We start from the raw sequence: 22,581 nt of genomic DNA, 5'->3' as shown, positions 1-22,581 counted from the left end.
CTGGGATTCTACCGGTCCGACGCCATGCCCTCATCCCGCCCTCCCGCCGCCCGCTCCCACCGCTCCGCTCCCCACAAGGTCCGCATCATCGGCGGCCGCTACAAGCGCACTCCGCTGCCGGTCCTGGACCTGCCTGGCCTGCGCCCCACACCCGACCGCGTCCGCGAGACGCTGTTCAACTGGCTCAACCACCTGTGGGGCGGCGAATTCGCGGACAAGACCGTGCTCGACGCCTTCGCCGGCTCGGGCGCGCTGGGCTTCGAGGCCGCCTCCCGCGGCGTGGCACAGGCCGTGCTGGTGGAAACCGACCGCCGCGCGACGGCCTCCCTGGAGGAATTGCGCTCGCGCCTGGGGGCCGAGAATGTCAGCATCGTGACCGGCGATGCCCGCACCTACCTGGCGCGCACGGCCGTCCGTTTCGATCTGGTGCTGCTGGATCCGCCCTTCGGCCAGGACTGGCTGGACCGTATCCTGCCATCTTCATTGCAAGCACTTACTGACGTCGGAATGCTTTATATTGAGGCCGAAGCGCCGATCCAGGCGCCGCCCGGCACGGAATTGCTGCGGCAGGACAAGGCCGGCGCGGTACATTTCCACCTGCTTCGCGCCCAGGCGGAAGGGGCGTAGCGCCTGGAAACGTCTGATACGCATCATTTCCAATTTGCTGCGCCGCGCAAATAAGGAAATAATCACATCATCCGGTAACCGGATGCCGGCCGCCGAAGGCGCCGGACGATTCGTCCCCGCCACCCGGCCGGGACCGAAGAGGCTGACGCCCATCAATAGAAATACGGAGCCTACGCATGATCATTGCCGTATACCCTGGCACCTTCGACCCGATGACCCGCGGCCACGAAGATCTCGTCCGCCGCGCGGCCGGGCTGTTCGACAAGGTGGTGGTCGGCGTGGCGGTCAGCCGCAACAAGGCCCCCTTCTTCACCGTCAGCGAACGGGTCGAGATCGCCCGCGAGATCCTGGGCCACTATCCCAACGTCCAGGTGGCCAGCTTCTCCGGCCTGCTCAAGGACTTCGTGCGCGAGCAGAACGCCCGCGTCATCGTGCGCGGCCTGCGCGCCGTCTCGGACTTCGAGTACGAGTTCCAGATGGCAGGAATGAACCGATACCTGCTGCCGGATGTCGAAACCATGTTCCTGACGCCGTCCGACCAGTACCAGTTCATCTCGGGCACCATCGTGCGCGAGATCGCCCAACTGGGCGGCGACGTCAGCAAGTTCGTGTTCCCGTCCGTCGAGCGTTGGCTGCACGCCAAGGTCACGCAGCTGGGCGGTCGCGACGGCGCCTGACCCCAAGCAGCAAGGAAGTTCCCACCATGGCTCTGCTGATTACCGACGAATGCATCAACTGCGACGTCTGTGAGCCCGAGTGCCCCAACGATGCCATCTACCTGGGCACGGAGATCTACGAGATCGATCCTGCCCGCTGCACCGAGTGCGTCGGCCATCACGACGAGCCGCAGTGCAAGGTCGTCTGTCCGGTCGAGTGCATCGAGCTGAATCCCGAGTGGCCGGAAGACCGGGACCAGTTGATGAGCAAGTACCGCAGGCTGACGGTGCATCCCGTCACGGAATGACCGCCGTCCGGCGCGTTCACGGCATCGGCGCCGGCGCCTCGCCCTCGTAGGCCTGCCGCAGCAGTTCCCGGATCGCCGCCCGCTCCAGCGGCCGCGGATTCGGATAAGGCCGGCTGACCGCCAGGTCCGCGACCCGGTCCAGTTGCGGCGCCTTGACACCCAGTTCCCGAAGCCCCTTGGGCACGCCAAGCTTCCGGCCCAGCGCATGCAGGCCGGTGGCCGCGTCCTGCGCGCCCAGCGCGCGGCGGATCGCCGCCATCGCAGCGGGGGCGGCCGGCGCGTTATAGGCAGCCGCATAGGGCAGCACGATGGCATGGGTCTGGGCATGGGGCAGATTCAGGCTGCCCCCCAATACGTGGCACAGCTTGTGATGCAAGGCCATCGACACCACGTTGAGCGCCATGCCCGCCAGCCAGGCGCCGTACAGGCAACGCTCGCGTCCCGGCAGCGCCCCGGGATCGCGCAGCACTTCGGGTAGCCCGCGCGCCAGCGCGCCGATCGCTTCCTCGGCCATGAGCGATACCACGGGGTTGCCGTCCTCCGCGTACAGCGCCTCGACGCAGTGCGCGATCGCGTTCAGGCCGCTGCTGGCCGACAGCGGCGCGGGCAGGCTGAGCGTCAGCGCGGGGTCGTACAGCACGGTGGCGGGCAATACCCGGTCGTCGCGGCCCGTGCGCTTTTCTCCTTCATCGGTCAGCCCGTAGATGGACGTCATCTCCGACCCGGCATAGGTGGTGGGAATGGCAAGGATGCGCAGCGGCAGTTCAAGCGCCATGGCCTTCGCCAGGCCGGTCGCCGAGCCGCCGCCCAGCGCGACCAGGCCGTCCGCGTCCGCTGCGCGGGCCCGGGCCACCGCCGCCCCGACGACCGCCACCGGCACGTGCATGACCGCGTCGGCGAACACCGCCGGCTGCGCGTCGCCCAGGCTTGCGGCCACGGCCCGCGCGTCGGCCGCCTGCTCCGGCGTGCACAGGATCAGCGGGCGCTTCATGCCCAACACCTCCAGCTCGCGCCCCAGATGGCGCAGGCTGCCCTCCCCGAACACCACGCGCGCCGGCGCGCTGCGATAAACGAAAGCGGCGATGCCTTCCGACGGATCCCTGCGGCCTTGCATGACGACTCTCCCTTGATGTCCGGCGGACATGGTAGGGATGCCGGCCGCCCCGGGTCGATAACGGAACCCTTATGCATCCAATGCGAAAAAGGCATGCGGCGCGCCATCGGGCGGCCCGGCCTTGTATGCCGATTTCGCATGCGGCGCATCGCGAAACCGGTATGGTGCCCCGCGATGCGCTGCCGGATACTGCCCCGGCGCCTGTCGTGAGGAGGCGCGGCACCACACAGGAGACGACATGACCGAACGCTCTAGCTCGATACAGGGCCTGCATCACATCACGCTGTGCACCGCCACGGCGCAAGGCGATGTGGATTTCTTCGTAAAGGTGATGGGGCAGCGCTTCATCAAGCAGACGCTGTTCTACGACGGCAAGATCCCCATCTATCACTTGTACTTCAGCGACGCCGACGGCACGCCGGGCACGGTCATGACGACCTTTCCCATGCGCCGCACCGGGCTCGTGGGCCGCAAGGGCTCGGGACAATTCACCGCGATCGCGTATTCGGTTCCGCCGGGTTCGCTCGATTTCTGGCGCGAGCATTTCCGCCGCAACGGCATCGCCATCGCCGGCGAATCGGAACGCTTTGGCGAAAAGTACCTGCGCGTGGCCCACGCCGGCATCGATTTCGAAGTGGTCGAGGACCCGACCGACCAGCGCAAGCCCTGGAAGTCCGACTACGTTCCGGAGCGGTATGCCGTGCGCGGCTTCCACAACTGGACCGTGACCGTGCGCGAGCAGGAGGACATGGATACCTTCATGCACGAGGCCTGGAGCTTCCGCCGCACGCTGACCGACGGGCTCTTCACGCGCTACGAGGTTGCCGAGGGCGGCGGCGGCAAGCGCATCGACATCCTGCATGCGCCCGACCTGCGGCAGGGAACGTGGACGGTGGCCGAGGGCATCGTCCACCACGGGGCCTTCGACGTGCCCGACTACGACACGCAGATGCGGGTCAAGCTCGAGACCGAGGGCATGGGCTTCACCGATTTCTCGGACCGCAAAAACCGCGGCTACTTCGAGTCCACGTACGTGCGGACCCCGGGCGGCGCGATGTTCGAGGCCACCAAGTCGCTGGGATTCAAGATGGACGAGACCGAGGAAGAACTCGGCACCGACCTGAAGATCTCCCCGCAATTCGACGTCTCGCACGAAGAGCTCAAGGCCTTCATGCAGAAGGAAGACCCCATCCACCTTTGAGTTCCATCGCGGACTCGATTCCCACCCTAGAAGACGCCGCCATGAATACATTCACCACCTTCGGCACCGGCCCCCGGAAAGTGCTGGTCCTGCCGGGACTGTTCGGCGCCCGGCCGCTCGAACCCATGCTCGCGATGGCCGACGGCGACGCATGCCAGTACGTCGTCATGGACTACCGCGGCTACGGCGCCTCGCGTGCCCTGCCCGGCCTGTGCCACCTGCGCGAAGTCGTCATCGACGCCATCCGTCTGCTGGACTACCTGGGCTGGACGCATGCCCACGTGCTCGGCCATTCGATGGGCGCGCTGGCCGCGCAGATGCTGGCGGTGGCCGCACCCCGGCGCATCCGCTCCATCGTCTCGCTGGCGGGGCTGGGCGCCCAGGGCGCCTCCCGCGATCCCGCCCACCGGCGCCTGATGAGCGAAGCCGCGCACGACCTGGCCAAGCGCGCCGCCGTCATCGACAATGGCACGGGCAAGCGCTACGGCGCCGCGCAGGTCCGGCTGCTGGCCGAGGCGTCCTGGGACGCGATGAAGCCCGAAGCCTTCGCCGCCTATGCCGCAGACGCGGCCGCCACCGACATCCAGCGCGAAGTCGACGGCAGCGCCGTGCCCTTCCATGCCATCGTGGGCGCGCACGACCCCGCCGCGAGCGAGAAGTCCACGCGGGAAACCAGCCTGCGCTGGTACCGCGACAGTAGCCTGACGGTCCTGGCCGGCGCCGGCCACTACCCCTCGATCGAAACGCCGCTGCAAGCCATCGCGGCGATCGAATCCTTCCTGCGCGAGGCCGAATCGGCCGCGCGCGAGAAAGAAAAACTGGCGGCCTGACCCAGGCATCCGACGCCGCCGGGTATCCCGCCCGGCCGGCGGCCGCCCCCATAACCAGAACGGAGACACACCATGCATGCGCGCTTGCCGCGGGCCTTCGCCCGCCTGCTTCTCTTCGCCCCGGCACTCGTCTCGGCGGCCGAGGCAACCTCCTACCCCACCCGGCCGCTGCATCTGGTGGTCCCCTTCACCAGCGGCGGCATCGCCGACATCATGAGCCGCGTGCTGGCGGAGCGGCTCAAGGATTCCCTGGGCCAGCCCGTGATCGTGGAGAACCGCCCGGGCGCCGGCACGCTGCTCGCCTCCGAATACGTGCAGCGCGCCGAGGCGGACGGCTACACGCTGATGATGGCAGCCTCGTCCCTGACGATCGCGCCCAGCGTCTATCCCAAGGGACGGGTGAAATACGACCCCGAGCGGGACTTCACGCCGATCTCGCTGGTGGCCGAGGTGCCGCAGGTCCTGGTCGTGTCCCCGTCCCTGCCCGTCGGCAGCGTGGCCGAGCTCATCCGCTACGCGCGGAAACATCCCGGCCAGCTCAACTACGCCTCCGCCGGCGCGGGTACCTCCAATCACCTGGGTGCGGAGCACTTCAAACAAATGGCCCATGTCAGCATCACCCACGTCCCCTACAAGGGCACCGTGCCGGGATTGAACGACGTCATGACGGGCAACGTGCAGATGATGTTCGCCGACCTCGCGGCGGCGGATCCGTTCATCCAGGCGGGCAGGCTCAAGGCCCTGGGCCTTACCAACGCCAAGCCCTCGGCCGCGCGCCCCGAGCTGCCCACCATCGCCCAGGCCGGCGTGCCGGACTACGACAGCAAGTCCTGGCTGGGCGTCGTGGCGCCCGCCGGTACGCCCCCGGCCATCGTGGCCCGGCTCAACGCCGGCATCGCCAAGGTCCTCGCGCAGCCCGAGGTCAAGCGCCGGTTCCAGGCCCTGAACGTCGACGTCGCGCCGAGTTCGCCGGAAGAGTTCAGGAACTACATTTCGGCCGACACGGCGCGGTGGGCCCGGATCGCGAAAGAGACCGGCGCCTCGGTCGACTAGCGGCGCCTTGACGCTCCCCTGCCGGCTGGACAGAATGAACGGCCATTGACCTATCCCGGCACCCGCCCGCGGCGGGTGCCGCCGGAGGACCAAGCGTGCGCTCCCTCGATCTCCGATTGCTAGCCGTATTCGACGCCATCCTGCGCGAGAAGAGCGTGACCGTGGCAGGCGAAAGCCTGGGCCTGAGCCAGCCGGTGATGAGCCAGTCGCTCAGCCGCCTGCGCGACTACTTCGGCGACCAGTTGTTCGTCCGCACGTCCGAAGGCATGATGCCCACGCCGCGCGCGCTGTCGCTCGCATCCAGCGTGGGCGAGGTGCTGGGCATCGTCAGCCAGCGCTTCGAGCCGCCCAAGGCCTTCGACCCCTGTACCTCCTCGCGCACCTTCAGCTTCTTCGCCACCGATTTCGCCGCCGCCATCCTGGTCCCCAGCCTGATGGCCCGCTTCCGGCCCCACAGCCCCAACCTGCGGGTGCGCGCCCTGCCGATGCGGCCCAAGGGCATGGACGAGGCGCTGGAAAGCGGCGAGGTGGATCTCGCCTTCGGCAACCTCTCGGAATTCGGCACCGGCTTCTATCAGACCGGCATCTACCACTCCGACTATGTCTGCCTGGCTCGCGGCGACCACCCCGAGATCCGGGGAACGCTGACCGTCCAGCAATACCTGTCGGCCTCGCACGCGCTCATCTCGCCCTTGCCGCCGGGCTACGACGGCCTGGAGAAATTCCTGCGCGACATGCTCGACCCCGCGCGCATCGTCCTGTGCCTGCCCAACTTCTTCACCGTGCTGACCTTCCTGCCTCAATCGGACATGCTCGTGACCATGCCCCGCCGCGCGGGCACCACCGCCGCCCGCATCATCGGCGCCCAGGTGCTGGAACCCCCGGTGAAGATCCCGGGCTTCGACGTCAAGCTGTTCTGGCATGAGCGCTTCCACAAGGACCTGGCCAACCAGTGGTTCCGCAACCAGGTCCGGGAAGCGTTCAATGACCGCTAGTCGAGCCATTCCGCACCATGGCGGTCTGACAAAACAGTCTCGCCGCGCAGATTGACCGGCTACATGGAGTAGGGAATACTCACGTCAACGCAACCCGCCACACGTGTTATCCACGGATAACGTGTCTCTTTTCGAGATCGTGCAAAAGGCGGGTTTTTCACGTCCATAGCCTGTGCGACAACAATGTCCCATGATGCACAGCCGGCGCATGCCGGTACCTCGGAACCGCCTCGCGGTGCAAAGTTGGCGTTCAGCAAGCCCCACCTCGAACCGCATGATCTGATGCGAAAGCTGATTGATCAAGGGATGTCTATCGACGAAACATCTGCCCTACCCTACCTTAGACAGGTGGGCGGATATCGCATGAAGGGCTACTGGTACCAATGGCAAGACTCCAGGACGAAGAAATTCCGCCACGGTGCTCACTTCGACCATGTCATTCGACGCTACGAGTTCGATCGCGAACTGCGCCGGGCCACCGCTGATGCCCTCGAGCGCATTGAACTCACGGTCCGCACCGTCATATCGAATGTCCTCAGCAAACACGAAGGTCCGCACTGGTTCATGAAAGCCAGGATTTTCAAGGAGTCCCGCCCTCGAGGCACCGGTAGCAACTTGGCCAGACCCGGACAGCGCAAACCGCTGCTGGACAAGGTCCGCGAAGAAGTCGAACGGATGAGAGACCGGTCGGTTTTCATCACCCACTATCTGGCTACCTACGACAACCCGGCCCTTCCCCCTAGCTGGGCAATTAGCGAATGCCTGACATTCGGGTCCTGGTCCCAAGCCTACAGGGACCTGGCCAATACCGGCTACCGCAAGGAAATCAGCCGGCGATTCAAGGTCGAAGATCCTGCCGTTTTCGTCACTTGGCTCCATGCTTTTTCCGTACTCAGAAACCTTGTCGCACATCACAATCGATTGATTGGAATACAAAGCAGCGTGACACCAGGCGACTATCGCAAGGCGGGATTGACCTTCGGGAAAAGCCGGACATTTTTCGTGAGTGCAACGGTGATCCATTACGTTTGCGGCAGCATCAAGCATGGCCCGGACTGGCGCGACAGTCTCGAGGCACTTTTCGCACGGTACGACGACCTCAACATCGAGGATCTCCTGGGATTCCCCATGGACTGGCGCAAGCGTCCCGGATGGTCCTCCAGCGCCAATCGTCCACCAATCTCAACCGCGTAGCCCCTTTCACACCAGCGAACATACATTGCGCTGCTGGCTGTAGAAGTCCAGCGAGGCCGGCCCGCCCTCGCGGCCTATGCCCGATCGGCCCAGGCCGCCGAAGGGCGTGCGCAGGTCGCGGATCCCCCAGGCGTTGACCCAGACCACACCCGCGCGCAGGCGGGCGGACACGCGCAGCGCCTGGGCGTGGTCGCGCGACCACAGGGCCGCGGCCAGGCCGTATTCGCTGTCGTTGGCCAGGTGCACCGCCTCTTCCTCGTCGTCGAAGGGCGCGATGTGGCAGCAGGGGCCGAACACCTCGTGCCGGACGATGGTGGACGATTCGTCCAGCCCGGTCCAGATCGTCGGCGCCATCCACGCCCCCTCCGCCAGGCGCCCGGCCATGGCCGGGGCCTGGCCGCCGGTGTGTACGGTGGCGCCTTCGTCGCGCGCCACGGCGCAGGCCCGCAGCACCTTGTCGCGGTGACGCCGGCTGATCAGCGGCCCCATGGTCGTGCCGGGATCCAGCGGATCGCCCATCCGCAGCGCGGCGGCCCGCGCGGACAGGCCATCGACGAAGCGCTCGAACAGCGGCCGGTGCACATAGAGGCGTTCGGTACCGAAGCACACCTGCCCCGAGTTCAGGAAGGCGGACCGCGCCGACCCCTCGATCGCGGCGTCGAGATCGGCCGATCCGAAGACGATGGCGGCGTTCTTGCCGCCCAGCTCCAGCGACACGGGCCGCACGCCCCGCGCCGCGGCCGCCATGATCGCCTCGCCCGTCCGGGTCTCGCCCGTGAACGTCAGCGCGTTCACGCCGGGATGCGCGGCCAGCAGGGCGCCCGCCGAATCCTGGCCGAAGCCGTAGACGACGTTGAAAAGGCCCTTGGGCAGCTCGATCTCTTCGATCACCCGCGCCAGCAGCGCCACCGAGGAAGGCGTTTCCTCGGACGGCTTGACCACCACGGCGTTGCCGCAGGCCAGCGCCGGGGCGATTTTCCAAACGGCCAGCACCAGCGGGAAGTTCCACGGGCAGATGATGGCCACCACGCCGTGCGGCAGGCGCGTGGTCATGTTGACGGCGCGCCTGCCCTCCGGCAGGGCCGTGACCACCACGTCGTCGCGATGCGTCCTGAGCAGTTCCGCGAAAGTCTCGAAGGTGGCGATGGCGCGCGGAATCTCGACGCTTCGGACCATGGACAAGGGCTTGCCGGTGTCGCGCACTTCGGCATCGACGAAGGCGTCGAACCGCCGCCGGATGGCGCCGGCGATCTTCAGCAGCCAGTCCGCCCGCTGATCGGCCGAAGCGGCCGCCGCGACGCCGCGCGCGGCCCGCAGGGCGGCCTGCACCGCTTCATCCACCAGCGCGGTATCGGACTCCTCGACCTCTGCGATCAGGGCATCGGTAGCGGGGTCGCGCTTCTCGAAGCGGCGCAGTTCCGGACGTGAAACATGCCTTCCATCCAGGAAGGCGGAAATGACGGGAGTGGCCATCGTCGTCTCCATGGGCAAGGGTCAGCGGATCGCGGCGGCCTGGGCCACCGAACTGATCATGGAACTGTCGCGCAGGTAGGACCTCGCCAGTTCCGGATCGCGCACCACCGTGCGCAGCTCGTCGATGTTCTGCCTGCGCACGCCGGGATCGCGCTCCTGCATGAGCCGCTTGTTGCGTATGCTCTGGCGCTGCACGTTCTCGACCGCCACGTGCCGCCGCTGGCGGTCGTAGAGATCGAGCAGCGCGCAGTCGGCCCCCGTGCAAACGGCGGCCAGCTTCTCCGACAGGTTGATCGCGTCGTGCACGCCGCCGTTCAATCCGAATCCGCCTATGGGATTGTTGATGTGGGCCGCGTCGCCCGCCAGCAGCACGCGCCCGTTGCGGAAGCTGGACGCCACGCGCTGATGGACGCGGTAGGTGCTCTGGTAGACCAGCTTGCAGTTACGCTCCCGGCCCAATACGTCGCGCAGCATGTCCTGCGCGTAGTCCTCGGCCAGCACCGCCTCTTCGGGCAGGTCGGGATCGGACGGCATGGCGATGCGCCACAGGTTCCCGACCCGGGGATCGGCCAGCCGCAGGATGACGGCCCACTTGTCCGGGTCGGCCACGTACGAGGTCTCGGCAAAGCCCTCGCCTGCCAGGTCTTCGTCCACGTTGGTGACCAGGAAGCGTTCCGGCCACGTGAATCCCTCGTAGTCGATGCCGCTGCTCTTTCTTACCGCGCTGCGGGCGCCGTCGCATCCCACCACCCAGCGGGCGGCGATCGTCTCGAACCGTCCGTCGGCATCGGCGTACCGGACCTCGACGCGTTCCCCGTCCTGTTTCACTTCCTCGACGCTCGCGCCGAACACGACCGCCGCGCGCGGCTCTCGCTCGAGCCTGGCCAGCACGTCGGCGGCCAGGTGATGCTGGGGCAGGTGGAACCGATAGGGGTAGCGGGTTTCCCCGGCCAGCATGCCGAGGTCGAACTCGGCGACGACGCCCTCTTCCTTGTCCCGTATCTGCCAGACCGGAATGCGCAGGCCCAGCGGCAGCAGGTCGTCCGTGATCCCGAAGGGCTCCAGCATTTCCAGCGTGGGGGGATGGAAGGCCGCGCCGCGCTGCTCGCGGGGCAGTTCGCGCAGCGCCTCCAGCACCACCACGTCGATTCCCGACCGCGCCAGCGCCAGCGCGGTCACCAGGCCCACCGGGCCGGCCCCAACGATCACTACCTGAGTTTCTGATGTCATGATGAATGAATGGCTGATCGATGAACATCGCCGCTCCCGACTCGCGGGGCCGGCGTCCTGTCGCCACCATACGAAGGGCCCGTGCCCGCGTCGAGAATGAGCCCCTTATGCCCGGCATGCACGATATGCATGATTCGCCGGCGGACACGCAGCGGCCGGGCATAGCGTTCGCGCATGCCGCGCATTAGCCTTCGGGGATGGCAGGCGCCCCCGGCGCGGGGCTAAGGTGGCGGCCGACCCCCACTTCCGGAAATTCCGATGGCCTTGAAAGAAAGCGCGGCCCATCCCTCGGCCGCAGCACGCCTCATCCGTCTTGCCACCCGTCTGGGCATCGAACACATCTTCGCCAATCTGGGCAGCGACCATCCCGCCTTCATCGAGGCGCTGGCGCGCCTGCGCGAAGCCGGCGAGCCGGCGCCGCGGGTCATCGTCTGCCCGCACGAAATGACCGCGCTGAGCGCGGCCCACGGCCACGCCATGCTGACGCGCCGCGCCCAGCTCGTGCTGGTGCACGTGGACGTGGGCACCCAGAACCTGGGAGGCAGCGTGCACAACGCCTGCCGCGGACGCGTGCCGGTGATCGTGGTGGCGGGCCTGTCGCCCGTGTCCGAGGACGCGGCGCGGACGGGTTCGCGCACCGAATACATCCACTACATCCAGGACACCACGCGCCAGCACGATCTCGTGGCGCCGTTCATGAAGTGGCTGTACGAACTGCGGGATCCGGCCACCACCGAGGCGACCCTGCTGCGCGCGCACCAGCTCGCGGCCTCGGAACCGCAGGGCCCCGTCTACCTGACGGGCGCGCGCGAGGTATGGGACGCCGCCGCGCCCGACACCGCGGCGGATCCGGGGCTGCGCGGCGCCGTGGGCAAGGCCGCGCTCGCGCCGGAGGCGGTCGAGAACCTGCATGCGCTGCTGGCCGGCGCCCGCCGGCCCCTGCTCATCACCACCTATGCCGGACGCGATCCGGCCACGGCCGGGAAACTGGTTGCCGTGTGCGACAGGTACGGCCTGGGCGTGGTGGAAGTCGGGCCCCAATACATGAACTTCCCCGGCGACCACCCCTGCCACCTGGGTTACCGCCGCGACTGGCTCATCGACGAAGCCGATGCCATCGTGCTGCTCGACGTCGACGTGCCTTGGCTGCCCCGCAACACCGGCCCCGCGCGGGACGCCCGCATCGTCCATATCGACGCCGACCCGGTCAAGCCCACCCTGGGCGCCTGGCACTTCGAGGCGCACGAGCGCCACCTGGCCGACAGCAGCGTCGCGCTCGACCAGCTTCTACGGGCCGGACTGCCGGTGGACGACGCGCTGAAACGGGAGCGCCTGGCGTGGATCCGGTCACGATCGCCGGCGGGTCCGGCGCCCGCGCCCGCCAGCGGCCCGCTGACGGCGCAGGAGGTGACGCTGGCCGTCAAGGAGTTGCTGCACGAACGCAGCATCGTCCTGTGCGAGGAACCGTCGAACGCCCACGTCATTGCCTCGACGCTGCGCATGAACCGGCCCGGCAGCTTCTACGCCAGCGGCGGCAGCGGCCTGGGCTGGTGCATCAACGCCGCCGTGGGCGCAAAACTGGCGGCCCCGGATGCCGAGGTCATCGCCCTGGTGGGCGACGGCTGCTATGTCTTCGGCGTTCCCGCCAGCGCCTACTGGGTCGCCCGGACCTACGACGCCCCCATGCTGACCGTCATCTACAACAACAGCGGCTGGCGCTCGCCCAAGGTCTCGACCGAACTCGTCCATCCCGCGGGCGCGGCCCATGCCGCGGATACCTACTGGGTCGCGGCCAGCGCCGGTTCGCGCCTGGCCGAGCTGGCCGCCGCGGCCGGCGACGCGCTGGCCATCCGCGTCGAAGACAGGCACGAACTGCGCACGGCCCTGGCACGGGCCCTGGCCAGCGTGCGCGCGGGACGGCCGGCAGTGGTCGAAGCGATGCTGGCGCCGGCCACCGGCTAGGAGCTGGGGGCGAATCAGACGCCCACCGGCACGCCATCCCTGCGAGGATCCGAACCCGCCGCGTAGCTCTCCCCCACCCGGACCAGGCACTGCCCGCCGCCAAACTCCATGCTTCCGGCCGGCGTCCTCGTCACCGGGTGCCCGCGCTCGCGCAACCCGGCCTCGACATCCGCCGGGAACGCCGCTTCCACTCGCACGCCCTGCCCATCGTCGTCGATGCGCCAACGCGGCATGTCGAGCGCGGCCTGGGGATTCAGGCCCAGGTCTTCCAGCGCCGAGATGACCTGCACCTGCCCCTGCGGCTGCATGTTCGCTCCGACCACGCCGACCGCTCCCCACGGCGCGCCATCGCGCAGCAGCAGGCCGGGAATGATGGTGTGAAAGGGTTGCTTGGCGCCGCCGACCTGGTTGGGATGGCCGGGACGCAGGGAGAAGCCCGACGCCCGATTGTGCAGACTGACGCCGGTGCCCGGCACCACCACGCCCGACCCGAACCCCTGGAAATTGGACTGGATGAAAGAGACCACCATGCCGCCTCGGTCGGCGGCGGCGAGGTAGACGGTGGAATGACGCGGTATGTCGCACGCCTCGTAGCGGCCCGCCCGGCGCGGATTGATGCCCCGCGCGCGCTCGGCCAGGTAGGCGGGGGCGAGCAGTTGCGCCGGATCCATCCGCATCATGGCGGGGTCGGCGACGTGCCCGTAGATGTCGGCGAAGGCGATCTTCATCGCTTCGATCTGCAGGTGCGCGCGCAGCGCGGCTTCCTGCGACGGTCCGAGATCGAAGTGGCGCAGGATGCCCAGCGCCATCTGCACCGCCAGCCCTTGCGATGGCGGCGGCATTTCATGCACCTGCAGGCCGCGGTAGTCGACGGACTGAGGCCGCACCCAGCGGGAACGATGGTCGGCCAGATCCTGCGCGGTCAGCGCCGCGCCGTGGCGACGGGCGTCGGCAACCAGGCGCCCGGCAATTTCGCCTTCATAGAAGTCACGGCCCCGGGTCGCGGCAATCCGCTCGAGCGACTCGGCCAGCTCGGGAAAGCGAAAGCGCTCGCCGGCCTCGGGCATGCGTCCTCCGGGCAGAAAAGCCTGCGCGAAGCCGGGCTGGTCCTTCAAGCGCGGGGCGTGGATGCGCCATTGGCGCGCGATGGCCGGCGATATCGGAACGCCCTCGCGCGCATAGTGGATCGCGGGGGCGAGCACGACGTCCAGCGGCAGCTTGCCGTAGCGTTCGCTCAGGTCGGCCCAGACGGCCACCGCGCCCGGCACCACCACCGATTCCCAACCTTCGTTGGGCATGCTCTCGCACCCGGCGAAACGCTCGGGCGTCCAGGCCGCGGGCGACCTGCCCGTGCCGTTCAGGGCGACGACTTCCCTGCCGTCCCACAGCAGCACCTGGGCATCGCCGCCCAGTCCGTTCATGACCGGCTCGACCGCGGTCAGCGCGGCGGCGGCGGCGATCGCGGCGTCGACGGCATTGCCGCCGCGATCGAACATCGATGCGCCGGCCCGCGCCGCCAGCGGCTGGGAAGTGGTCACCACGTTGTCGGCCAGCACCGGCTGGCGCCGCGAGCCGTAGGGCAAAGTCCAGTCCATGCACGCTCCAGTTGTCAGGCGTCGCCGCCGGGGTAGACCTGCCGCCCGCCGACCCAGGTCATGTCGGCCTCCAGCTGGCTCAAACGGGCAAGCTCCACGTCCAGCGGATTGTCCCGCAACACGAGCAGGTCGGCTTGCTTGCCGGCTTCCAGCGCCCCACGATCGGTCTCGTCCAGGCACAACCACGCGCCGTGCACCGTCGCGCAGCGCAGCGCCTGCATACGGTCGATGCGCTGCCCCGGCGCGATCACGGCCCCCGTGTCGCGATCGATGCGGGCCACGGCATGCCAGACGCAGGGCCACAGCGAGATCGGCACGTTGTCGGTCGCCAGCGAAACCGGCACGCCCGCCTCCAGCAGCGAGCGTATCGGGCAGATGGTCTCTTCGCCCGCCGGCCCCACGCGTTGCAGCGTCGCCGCCGCGCGCCGCCAGACGTAGGCGCCGGTGTGCGTGGTGACGACCATGCCATGGTCGCGGATGGCGCCGATCTGGCGCGCATCCAGCGTGGCCGGATGCGCCACTACCCAGCGCAGGCCGTCTATGGGCACGCGCTCGCCGACTTCGGCGAAGCGCTCGGCCATGCCGGCCTGGATGCCGCACACACGCAGGCCGGCGCGAGCCGCTTCTTCCAACAGTAGGCGTAGCCGCTCGGGCGGCAGGCCGCAGTCGTAGCGGAATCCGGCCCAGCCGGTACGCGGCGCGCAGGATGCACGCAGGCGGGCATCGTCCGGCTGCGTCTGCAATTCGGCAAACAGCCCTTCCAGCCTCAGCCATTCGTCACCCTCGCCCTTGCCGTGCAGGCGCGAGGCCTGTTCTCGTACCCAGGCGCGCACGTCGTCGTCCGAAGCACCGCTCCAGCCGGGGCTGAAAACCAGGCGCGTGCGCACGCTGGGCGCGCGCCGTCCACGCGCCGCGCGATAGGCGCGTATCAGTTCAGGCGCGGCACCATGCCCCTCGAACACGCCGGTGGTTCCGTAGCGGTTGTAGGCCGACATCGACGACGCCAGCGTCAGCGCTCGCTCGTCTTCGGTAAAGTGCGGCGCCTGCCGGAACACGGTGAACTCGGCCAGCGGCTGCAGGTCATCTTCATACAGGCGTCCGGTGGGCAAGCCCGCGGCGTCCGTTTCGATGCGCAGCCGGGGGGAAGGCGATACCGGATCCGGACCGATGCCGGCCAGCCGCAGCGCCGCGCTGTTGGCAATGGAAACCGTGGGCACGCGCCCCGGCCAATGCCCCCACGCGCAGCGGATCAGAACCGGGTGGGCGGCGGTGGCGCGATCCAGGTCTTCGCGGCAGGGCAGCCGCCCCTCGGCGTACATGTCGGGCGACCACAGATACTCGGGCGGCTCGCCCAGCGGCATGGTCACGATCCACTGGCCGGGCGGCGTCGCCGCCGCGATGCGACGCACCCGCTCGACCAGCTCCGCGATCGACCCGCATCCGGATAGCGACGGCAGCAGCGACTTGAGGCCTTCGCGGTCCATATGGGCATGGCCGTCGATCATGCCGGGCATGACCGTCCTGCCCCGCAGCTCGATGACCCGGGTACGCTTGCCTATCCGCGCGGACACGCCGGCATCCGAGCCCACCGCGGTCAACCGGCCGCCCGCGAAGGCCAGCGCGCTGGCCACCGACGAGCGCGCATCCATGGTCAGGACGCGGCCCCCGCGCATGACCACGTCGTCGCCGGCACCATCGATGGCGACGGCCATCATTGCCTGGCGATACCGGCAGCCTGGGTGATGCGCGCGTACTTGTCGAGGTCTTCCTTGATCACACGTCCGAAGTCCGCCGGCGTGCCGTGCACCACCTCGATGTAGCTTTCCTCGATGCGCCGCCGGATCTCGGGGTCGCCGAGCGCCTTGGCGAAAGCCGCGTTGAGTTTCCCCACGATGGGCGCGGGCGTGCCATGCGGCGCCATCACCCCATGCCAGCCGACCAGCACGAAACCGGGCAGCGTTTCGGCGATGATGGGCAGGTCCGGCAGCGGAGAACCACGTTCGGCTCGCGTAAGCGCGACCGGCCGTACGCGCCCCGCCTTGACTTGAGGCAGGGCGGTGTTGAAGAGGTCGATCATGATGTCCACCTGCCCTCCCATCAGGGCGGTGAGCGCCTGCGCATTGCCCTTGAACGGCACGTGCACGAAATCGGCCTTGGTCATGGAACGCAGCCAGTCGCAGCCGAAACCCGACAGGCCACCGCCCGAGGCGCAGGTGACCCCGCCCTGGCGGGCCTTCGCCACGATGTCGGCCACCGAGGCCGGCTTGAAATCGCTGCCTGCGAGCAACAGATAGGCTTGCGCGGTCAGCTGCACCACCGGGGTCAGTTCCTTCACCGGATCGACCGCAACGTTATAGAGCAACGGATTCGTGACCACGTTGGGCACGACGTAAAGAATGGTGTAGCCGTCGGGTTCGGCGCGCGCGACGGCCTCGTGGCCGATGTTGCTGTTCGCACCGGCCCGGTTTTCGATCACGATGGGTTGGCCCAGTTCCTGGCTCAGCCTGGGTACCAGCAGGCGCGCGATCGCATCGGCCGGGCCGCCTGCGGTAAACGGCACGATCCAGCGGATCGCGCGCTCGGGATAGGCCGAAGCGGCCATGGCGGGCGTCGATGACGCGAGCGCGACGATCCACAGCAAGGCGAACAGCGGTTTCATGCGGACTCCTCCATGAAGTGCGGTGCCCGCCTGGCCGGCACCGGTGTGGAAAGAAGGCATCAATTGACTGCGATGCCGGCCTGTTTCACGACCCCGCCCCAGCGGCGCGACTCATTGGCCACGAAGCCTCGAAAGTCGGCCGCCGAGCCGCCCGCGACCACGAACCCCTGCCTGGCGAAAAAGCCGGCGACTTCCGGCATCGCCAATACCGCCGCCACCTCGCGGTGCAGGCGCTGGACCACAGGCTCCGGGGTGCCGGCGGGCGCGAACAGGCCTTGCCAGGACAACACTTCGAAATCCTTCAGGCCGCTTTCGGCCATGGTGGGCACCTGCGGCAGGACCGGGTTGCGCTGGCGAGAACTGACCGCCAGCGGCTTGAGCTTGCCCGACCCCAGATGCGGCGCGATGACGGGTGGATCGACGAACAACGCGTCGATCTGGCCTCCCAGCAGGTCCGCCATGGCCTGGGCGCTGCCCTTGTAGGGCACGTGCGTCATGCGTATTCCCGCCGCCTGGCTGATCAGTTCGGCCGTCAGGTGCATCGAGGTGCCCGCCCCGGACGAACCGTAGGTGACCGAGCCCGGCCTGCGCTGCGCATAGGCGATGAATTCACCCAGCGTCGAAACGGGCAGCGCGGGGCTGACCACCAGAACCAGCGGCGCGGTCACCAGCAAGGCGACGGGCTCGAAATCCTGGACCGGATCGTAGGAAGGCTTGGCCGTCAGGTGGCTGGCGATGGAATGCGAGCCGGTCACGCCCACCACCAGCGTGTAGCCATCGGGAGCGGCGCGCGCCACCTGCTGGCTGCCTATCATGCCGCCGGCGCCGGCCTTGTTCTCCACCACCACGGGCTGGCCGAGCCGGGGCGCAAGCTGTTCGGCGATCCGGCGCGCGAGCAGATCGGTGGCGCCGCCCGGCGGGAAAGGAACGACGATCTTGACCGGCTGCGCCGGATAAGTCTGGGCCAGCACGGCCGGTGGTCCGGCAAGGCAGGCAACCACCGCAACAACCCGCGCACGACAAGGCAACCGCATCATGAGCACTCCCCTGAAGAATCCGCATCCCCGGCAATGCCTGGCAATCAGCTCAAACAAATCGATTTTTATTATTTTGTTCGATTATTTTTTTATATTATTTGACAATCGTTTATGTCAACAAAAATCGATTAATTAAAGATGGACGCATAAAAAAACGCGTCCCGGAGGACGCGTGCCGTGGGTTGGGCGGACGGCCTGCCGCCGCCCTGGAGCCGATCAGAAATCCAGCAGCACTTCGGCGCGGTCTCCTACCTTGAGAATCGCCCCCAGCGGCGCGCTGACGATGGCGTTCATGCCGAAGGTGACGCCGCCGGCAGGCTGGCTGCGGAAGGTCGTGAGCGTGGACATCGGCTCGGCCGCCCGCGCGCCGGTGAACTGGTCGGTATTGGGAATCTCGCAACGCACGCAGGGCTTGACCAATGCCATCCGGATGTCGCCGATGGCCACGAGCACGGTGTAGTCCTCGTCGAAGGCGCCGAATTCGCTCAGCACCACGTTGGGCCGGAACCGATCCATGCCGACGGGCGTTTCGCCCCGGGCGACCAGCTTCTCGTTCAGCTCGGCCAGCGATCCCTCGTTGGCCACCAGGATGGGATAGCCGTCGGCGAACGCGAAGATATGCTGGCGGGAAAAACCCTCCACCGCGGGATGCCCGGTCAGCCAATGATCGATCCGGTCCACGCTGGCAAGCCGCCGCGACTGAGGATGGACCTTGACCAGCCGGCACGGCGTGCCCAGCAACGCGCCGAACCACTGGGCGGCCAGGTCGCCTTCGTCCACGGCATCGACCTCGTCGCGCCAGACCCTGACCCGCGTGCGCACGCTGTCATCGTCTTCGATCACGTCGACCGGAATGTCCAGGCGCGGCTGCCCGGGCGCGGTCACGATCAGGTAGCCGTCGCGCAGCTCGGTGCGGACCCGGGCCATGGCCGGATGGCTGCGCTGCGTAAGGAAGACGCCATCGGCATCGACCACCATCCACCGGCGGTCGTTGTGCAGGCCGGCCATGCCGATGGCGGAACGTTCCAGCGCGATGCCGCCGCAGGACTTGATGGGATAGATGTAGAGGCCGGAGATGGAAATGGACATCGGCTTTCCGTGCTGAAGATGCGACTACCGGAACAATCCCTTGAGCCGGTCCTTGACCTTGCCGCGCAGCTTGTCGCCCGATTCGGACGGCTCGATGCCCAGCTCTTCCTGGAGTTTGTTCTTGACGGTGTTCCTGAGCACGTCGGTGGCGACCTTGCTCCACTGGATCGTGTAGGACGGCGACGCGAAGGGACCCGCCACGTGGACCGGCACGGTGACGTTGCGCAGGTCCGCGAGGTCCTTGCCGTCCTGGCCCGTGGAGGTGTTCACGACGGTGACCAGGGCCATCAGGTCGAAGCGTTCGCCGGGGATATCGATGCGGGCCGGTTCGCCTTCCGAGACGCGCAACAGCGGCGCCTTGACGCTCAGGCTGCGCACGGTCCCGATGCCGCTGGCGAACACCAGCTGCGCCTGCATTTCCGAGAAATCGGTCTGGAGCGCATCCTGGTGCTGCCTGGCGTCGTCCTTGCGCGCCGACAGCAGCGAGCGGAATTCGCGCAGGGACTGGGCGATGTTCACGCCCTTGACGGCGCCATCGCGCACCGCGAGGCTGGCCGTGCCGTTCAGGGCGCGCTTCATCTGCCCGACGGTCTTGCCGGTCGCGGTCAGGTTGAGCGCGACCGTCGCACGGCCGATCAGCCCGTCCTTGTGTTTCAGGTCCGACAACAGCGGCTGCAGCGACACGTTGGTGAGCGTGGGCGCGAGGCCGACGCGGTTCGTGGCCGCGTCCGCGAACACGCTGCCCGACAGCGAACCGCCGTACAGCGACGCCTTCAGGCTGCTTACGTCGGCGCGGCCCTTGGCCACGCGCACCGAAGCGGAGACGTTGCCGGCCTTGAGCCCTCGCGCGACCAGGCTTCCGACCTTGACGGTACCGCTGGCCGTGATGTCCTCGAGCACCGACAGGTCCACCGGTGGATCCGCCGGGGCGCGGGCGCCCGCGCCGGATCCACCGCCCGCCGCCCCTTGCCGGGCCGCAGGCAGCAGCTTGTCCAGATCCAGCGTATCGGCAACGACAGTGAAGGCGATGCGTGGTTCGTCGAACTGCGACACCTCGGCCGAGGCACTGAACTCGCCGCCTTCGATGGTGGCGTCGAGCTTGGCCGCCGCGTGTTCCCTCTCGAAGTTGGCGCGCACGCTGCCCTTGATGGGAATCGCCATCTGCCTGCCGGGGAGCGCGGGATCCAGGATCTCCACCTGGCCCGCGAGCTGGGACAGCGACACTTTCCTGCGGGGCAGGCTGGCATGAACCGGCGATGCGCTGGCGAGCCGGACCACGCGGTCGCCTTCCTTGAGTTCGCCATCGAGCGCCAGGCGTTCGATATCGAGCTTGTCGGCGGTGCCGGATATGCCGGACAAGGCCACGCGCAGGTCCAGGTCCCGCTTGCCATCCAGGCTCACGCGGGCGGTCAGCGCCTCCCCCTGCGCCGCTTGCGGCGAGACATGCAGCGCCGGCGCCGACAACGCCAGTTCGAAGGAATCGGCGCCCAGCTTGCCCTGGGCCGACAGCGACAGCTTCTCGACCTGCACCCGGCCCTCGGCCAGCCCGGCGTTCAGGCGCGGGGCGTCCAGCCGCAGATCCACGCCGCTCAGCGGCCGGCTGCCCGCCACGTCGCCCTGGAAGGCCACGGAAACGCCCGAGGCGTCGATGGCCTGGCGCTGGCCGTCGTAGGCAAGATCGCCCTGCGCCGTCAGCGCGGTGGCGCGGATGGAGGGCAGCACGCCGGTCGCCTTCAGGTCGAAGCCCTTGGCCGAGAAAAACCGCTGCTCGGGGTCCACCGTCAGCCGCCCCTGGACCTGGACGGTGGCATCCACGCGGGGACTCTGGCCCAGCACCCGGGCCGACAGGTCCATGTCGAACGGCGTGCGGGGCGCCACCCGTCCCGTCGTGGCGGACAGCCGCTCCACCCGCATCGACGTGCCTTTCACGTAGTCGCGCAGCGCCAGCTCGCCGCCGTTGAACTCGATGCCCGCCACGTCGAACAGCAGGGGCTTGCCGCCGGCGTCCAGTTCCCCGCCGGCCGGCTGGCCCGGGGCCTTGGGGGCCGGGCCCAGCAGATCCTCGAAATTGAACTTGCCGTTCTGGTAGCGCACCACGTTGGCCTTGAGCCCGACCACCCTGACGCGGTCGACCACGATGCGGCCGGACAGCAGAGGCAGCACCGCCACCGATACCCGCGCGGTGTCCACCGCCGCGAAGATCTGGGTGGAGCGCGGTTCGGACAGCGACAGCTTCTCGATCTCCACGCCCAGGTTGGGAAAGACGCTGAACCGGACGTTACCGTCGATGCGCAGGGTACGGTCGTAACGCTTCTTGACCGCGTCGGCGACCGGACCTTTGTAGTGATTGGGATCGACCAGCACCACCAGGGCCGTCAGTCCGATGGCCGCCACGGCGAGCAGGACAGCCGCACCGATTGCGATGCGCTTGAACCACCGCATTTAACTCGTCTCCGAAAAACCTGGATGCCCGGCATGCCGCTGCCGTTCCGCGACTGTACCCCAGGAGGACTATATGATAACGGCTCCCCCCTTACGCGCCGCATATGGAGTACTGACATGACCGCTGAGAATTCCGGTATCGAACGCATCGAGTCGCGCACGGCGCAGATCGGGGGCGGCATCAGCGTGGATCGGGTGTTGCCGGTACGGCAGCGCCGGCGCATCGGGGCCTGGTGTTTCCTGGACCATGCCGGGCCGGCCCGGTTCGAGCCCGGCGAAGGGATGCTGGTCGAAGCGCATCCCCACATCGGCCTGCAGACCTTCACCTGGCTGATCGAGGGCGAGGCCCTGCACCGCGACAGCCTGGGCAACGAGCAAGTTCTGCGCCCGGGCCAGGTCAACCTGATGACGGCCGGCATCGGCATCAGCCATACCGAGGAATCCCTGCCCGACCAGCGCGTGCTGCACGCGGCCCAGCTGTGGATCGCGCTGCCTCCCGGCAAGCAGGAGATACCCCCGGCGTTCGACCACTACCCCGATCTGCCGCGCTGGTCGGAAGCCGGCGTCGACTTCACCCTGCTGGCCGGCTCCCATGCCGGACGCACGGCGCCGACCCGCGTCCATACGCCGCTGGTCGGCATGGACCTGCAAAGCCCGACGGACGCGTCCCTGCGCCTGGCGCTCGAACCCGGCTTCGAACACGGCCTGCTGGTGCTGGAAGGCTCGGCGCAGGTCGACGGCCAGCGCTTCGCCACGAACGAACTCGCCTACCTTCCCAAGGGGCATGCGGAGCTGGCCCTGTCCGCCGAGGCCGGCAGCCGCCTGCTGCTGATCGGCGGCGAACCGCCCACCGACGACATCACCATCTGGTGGAACTTCGTCGGCAGCAAGGCCGCCATCGCCCAGGCCCAACGCGACTGGGAGGCGGGCAGCGCGCGTTTCGGCTCGGTCCGGGGCTACGAGAACCGGCGCCTGGTGGCGCCGCCCGTGCCCTGGTAGGTTTTCGCAGGGCGGAAACTCGAAAAATCCGGCTTGAGATCGGGCTGCGCCCGGTGTCTAGTGTGCATGGGCGGGCCTCGCAGGCCCGCCCAGTCCTCACAAGAACATCCGGAGACT

General features: G+C 68.2%; 19 protein-coding genes. 10 read left to right on the top strand and 9 right to left on the bottom strand.

What is annotated here, in order from left to right:
- The first annotated feature begins 24 nt into the window (after positions 1-24).
- The 3 genes from rsmD to EV675_RS07160 all read left to right on the top strand — a co-directional run bounded on the left by rsmD (position 25) and on the right by EV675_RS07160 (position 1,591).
- On the top strand, positions 25-627 hold the full coding sequence (gene rsmD / locus EV675_RS07170; protein ID WP_130356623.1) for a 16S rRNA (guanine(966)-N(2))-methyltransferase RsmD: 603 nt from the start codon (positions 25-27) through the stop codon (positions 625-627).
- A 176-nt stretch (positions 628-803) separates the two neighbouring features.
- Positions 804-1,304: a pantetheine-phosphate adenylyltransferase gene (coaD, locus tag EV675_RS07165; protein ID WP_087838434.1), complete on the top strand. Its 501-nt coding sequence runs from the start codon at positions 804-806 to the stop codon at positions 1,302-1,304.
- Between the two features lie 26 nt (positions 1,305-1,330).
- A complete protein-coding gene (locus EV675_RS07160; protein WP_124687476.1) occupies positions 1,331-1,591 on the top strand; it encodes a YfhL family 4Fe-4S dicluster ferredoxin in 261 nt (86 codons plus the stop codon).
- A 16-nt stretch (positions 1,592-1,607) separates the two neighbouring features.
- On the opposite strand, the gene EV675_RS07155 is transcribed toward EV675_RS07160, so the two are convergent.
- Positions 1,608-2,705: a maleylacetate reductase gene (locus EV675_RS07155; RefSeq protein WP_242621353.1), complete on the bottom strand. Its 1,098-nt coding sequence runs from the start codon at positions 2,703-2,705 to the stop codon at positions 1,608-1,610.
- Positions 2,706-2,943: 238 nt separating this feature from the next.
- Between EV675_RS07155 and EV675_RS07150 the strand changes: the two genes are divergently transcribed.
- From EV675_RS07150 to EV675_RS07130, 5 genes are all read left to right on the top strand, one after another.
- The gene (locus EV675_RS07150; protein ID WP_130356622.1) at positions 2,944-3,906 is read left to right on the top strand and encodes a VOC family protein; all 963 of its coding nucleotides are present in this window, start codon (positions 2,944-2,946) and stop codon (positions 3,904-3,906) included.
- Between the two features lie 41 nt (positions 3,907-3,947).
- Positions 3,948-4,736, top strand: coding sequence for an alpha/beta fold hydrolase (locus EV675_RS07145; protein ID WP_130356621.1), 789 nt, complete (start codon positions 3,948-3,950; stop codon positions 4,734-4,736).
- 72 nt (positions 4,737-4,808) lie between these two features.
- Complete coding sequence (locus EV675_RS07140) at positions 4,809-5,789, top strand: tripartite tricarboxylate transporter substrate binding protein (RefSeq protein WP_130356620.1); 981 nt, start codon at positions 4,809-4,811, stop codon at positions 5,787-5,789.
- Positions 5,790-5,884: 95 nt separating this feature from the next.
- Positions 5,885-6,784 carry a LysR family transcriptional regulator gene (locus EV675_RS07135; RefSeq protein WP_130356619.1) on the top strand — a complete coding sequence of 300 codons (900 nt, stop codon included), beginning with the start codon at positions 5,885-5,887 and terminating at the stop codon, positions 6,782-6,784.
- A 183-nt stretch (positions 6,785-6,967) separates the two neighbouring features.
- Positions 6,968-7,978, top strand: coding sequence for an Abi family protein (locus tag EV675_RS07130; RefSeq protein ID WP_130356618.1), 1,011 nt, complete (start codon positions 6,968-6,970; stop codon positions 7,976-7,978).
- A 6-nt stretch (positions 7,979-7,984) separates the two neighbouring features.
- Here EV675_RS07130 and EV675_RS07125 read toward each other — a convergent pair whose 3' ends face one another.
- Positions 7,985-9,451: a 2-hydroxymuconic semialdehyde dehydrogenase gene (locus EV675_RS07125; RefSeq protein WP_130356617.1), complete on the bottom strand. Its 1,467-nt coding sequence runs from the start codon at positions 9,449-9,451 to the stop codon at positions 7,985-7,987.
- A 21-nt stretch (positions 9,452-9,472) separates the two neighbouring features.
- A complete protein-coding gene (locus tag EV675_RS07120) occupies positions 9,473-10,681 on the bottom strand; it encodes an FAD-dependent oxidoreductase (RefSeq protein WP_130356616.1) in 1,209 nt (402 codons plus the stop codon).
- 258 nt (positions 10,682-10,939) lie between these two features.
- Between EV675_RS07120 and EV675_RS07115 the strand changes: the two genes are divergently transcribed.
- Entirely contained in the window at positions 10,940-12,643 is a 1,704-nt protein-coding gene (locus EV675_RS07115; protein ID WP_130356615.1) for a thiamine pyrophosphate-requiring protein, read from the top strand.
- 14 nt (positions 12,644-12,657) lie between these two features.
- On the opposite strand, the gene EV675_RS07110 is transcribed toward EV675_RS07115, so the two are convergent.
- The 6 genes from EV675_RS07110 to EV675_RS07085 all read right to left on the bottom strand — a co-directional run bounded on the left by EV675_RS07110 (position 12,658) and on the right by EV675_RS07085 (position 21,465).
- The gene (locus EV675_RS07110; RefSeq protein ID WP_130356614.1) at positions 12,658-14,238 is read right to left on the bottom strand and encodes a gamma-glutamyltransferase family protein; all 1,581 of its coding nucleotides are present in this window, start codon (positions 14,236-14,238) and stop codon (positions 12,658-12,660) included.
- 14 nt (positions 14,239-14,252) lie between these two features.
- Positions 14,253-15,953: an amidohydrolase gene (locus EV675_RS07105; protein WP_130356613.1), complete on the bottom strand. Its 1,701-nt coding sequence runs from the start codon at positions 15,951-15,953 to the stop codon at positions 14,253-14,255.
- Positions 15,950-16,897 carry a Bug family tripartite tricarboxylate transporter substrate binding protein gene (locus EV675_RS07100; protein WP_165404478.1) on the bottom strand — a complete coding sequence of 316 codons (948 nt, stop codon included), beginning with the start codon at positions 16,895-16,897 and terminating at the stop codon, positions 15,950-15,952. Before EV675_RS07100 ends, EV675_RS07105 begins: the two co-directional genes overlap by 4 nt.
- A gap of 59 nt (positions 16,898-16,956) precedes the next feature.
- On the bottom strand, positions 16,957-17,868 hold the full coding sequence (locus EV675_RS07095) for a Bug family tripartite tricarboxylate transporter substrate binding protein (RefSeq protein ID WP_165404477.1): 912 nt from the start codon (positions 17,866-17,868) through the stop codon (positions 16,957-16,959).
- Positions 17,869-18,150: 282 nt separating this feature from the next.
- Positions 18,151-19,023: an MOSC domain-containing protein gene (locus EV675_RS07090; RefSeq protein ID WP_130356610.1), complete on the bottom strand. Its 873-nt coding sequence runs from the start codon at positions 19,021-19,023 to the stop codon at positions 18,151-18,153.
- 24 nt (positions 19,024-19,047) lie between these two features.
- Positions 19,048-21,465, bottom strand: coding sequence for an AsmA family protein (locus tag EV675_RS07085; protein WP_130356609.1), 2,418 nt, complete (start codon positions 21,463-21,465; stop codon positions 19,048-19,050).
- Positions 21,466-21,582: 117 nt separating this feature from the next.
- Here EV675_RS07085 and EV675_RS07080 point away from each other — a divergent pair, with 117 nt between their 5' ends.
- Positions 21,583-22,464 carry a pirin family protein gene (locus EV675_RS07080; RefSeq protein ID WP_130356608.1) on the top strand — a complete coding sequence of 294 codons (882 nt, stop codon included), beginning with the start codon at positions 21,583-21,585 and terminating at the stop codon, positions 22,462-22,464.
- The last annotated feature ends 117 nt before the right edge of the window (positions 22,465-22,581 follow it).

The sequence above is a fragment of the Pigmentiphaga kullae genome, assembly GCF_004216695.1.
Lineage (GTDB): Bacteria > Pseudomonadota > Gammaproteobacteria > Burkholderiales > Burkholderiaceae_B > Pigmentiphaga > Pigmentiphaga kullae.
Note: the sequence above shows the minus strand (reverse complement) of the source record. Positions and strands in the feature narration are given on the sequence as shown.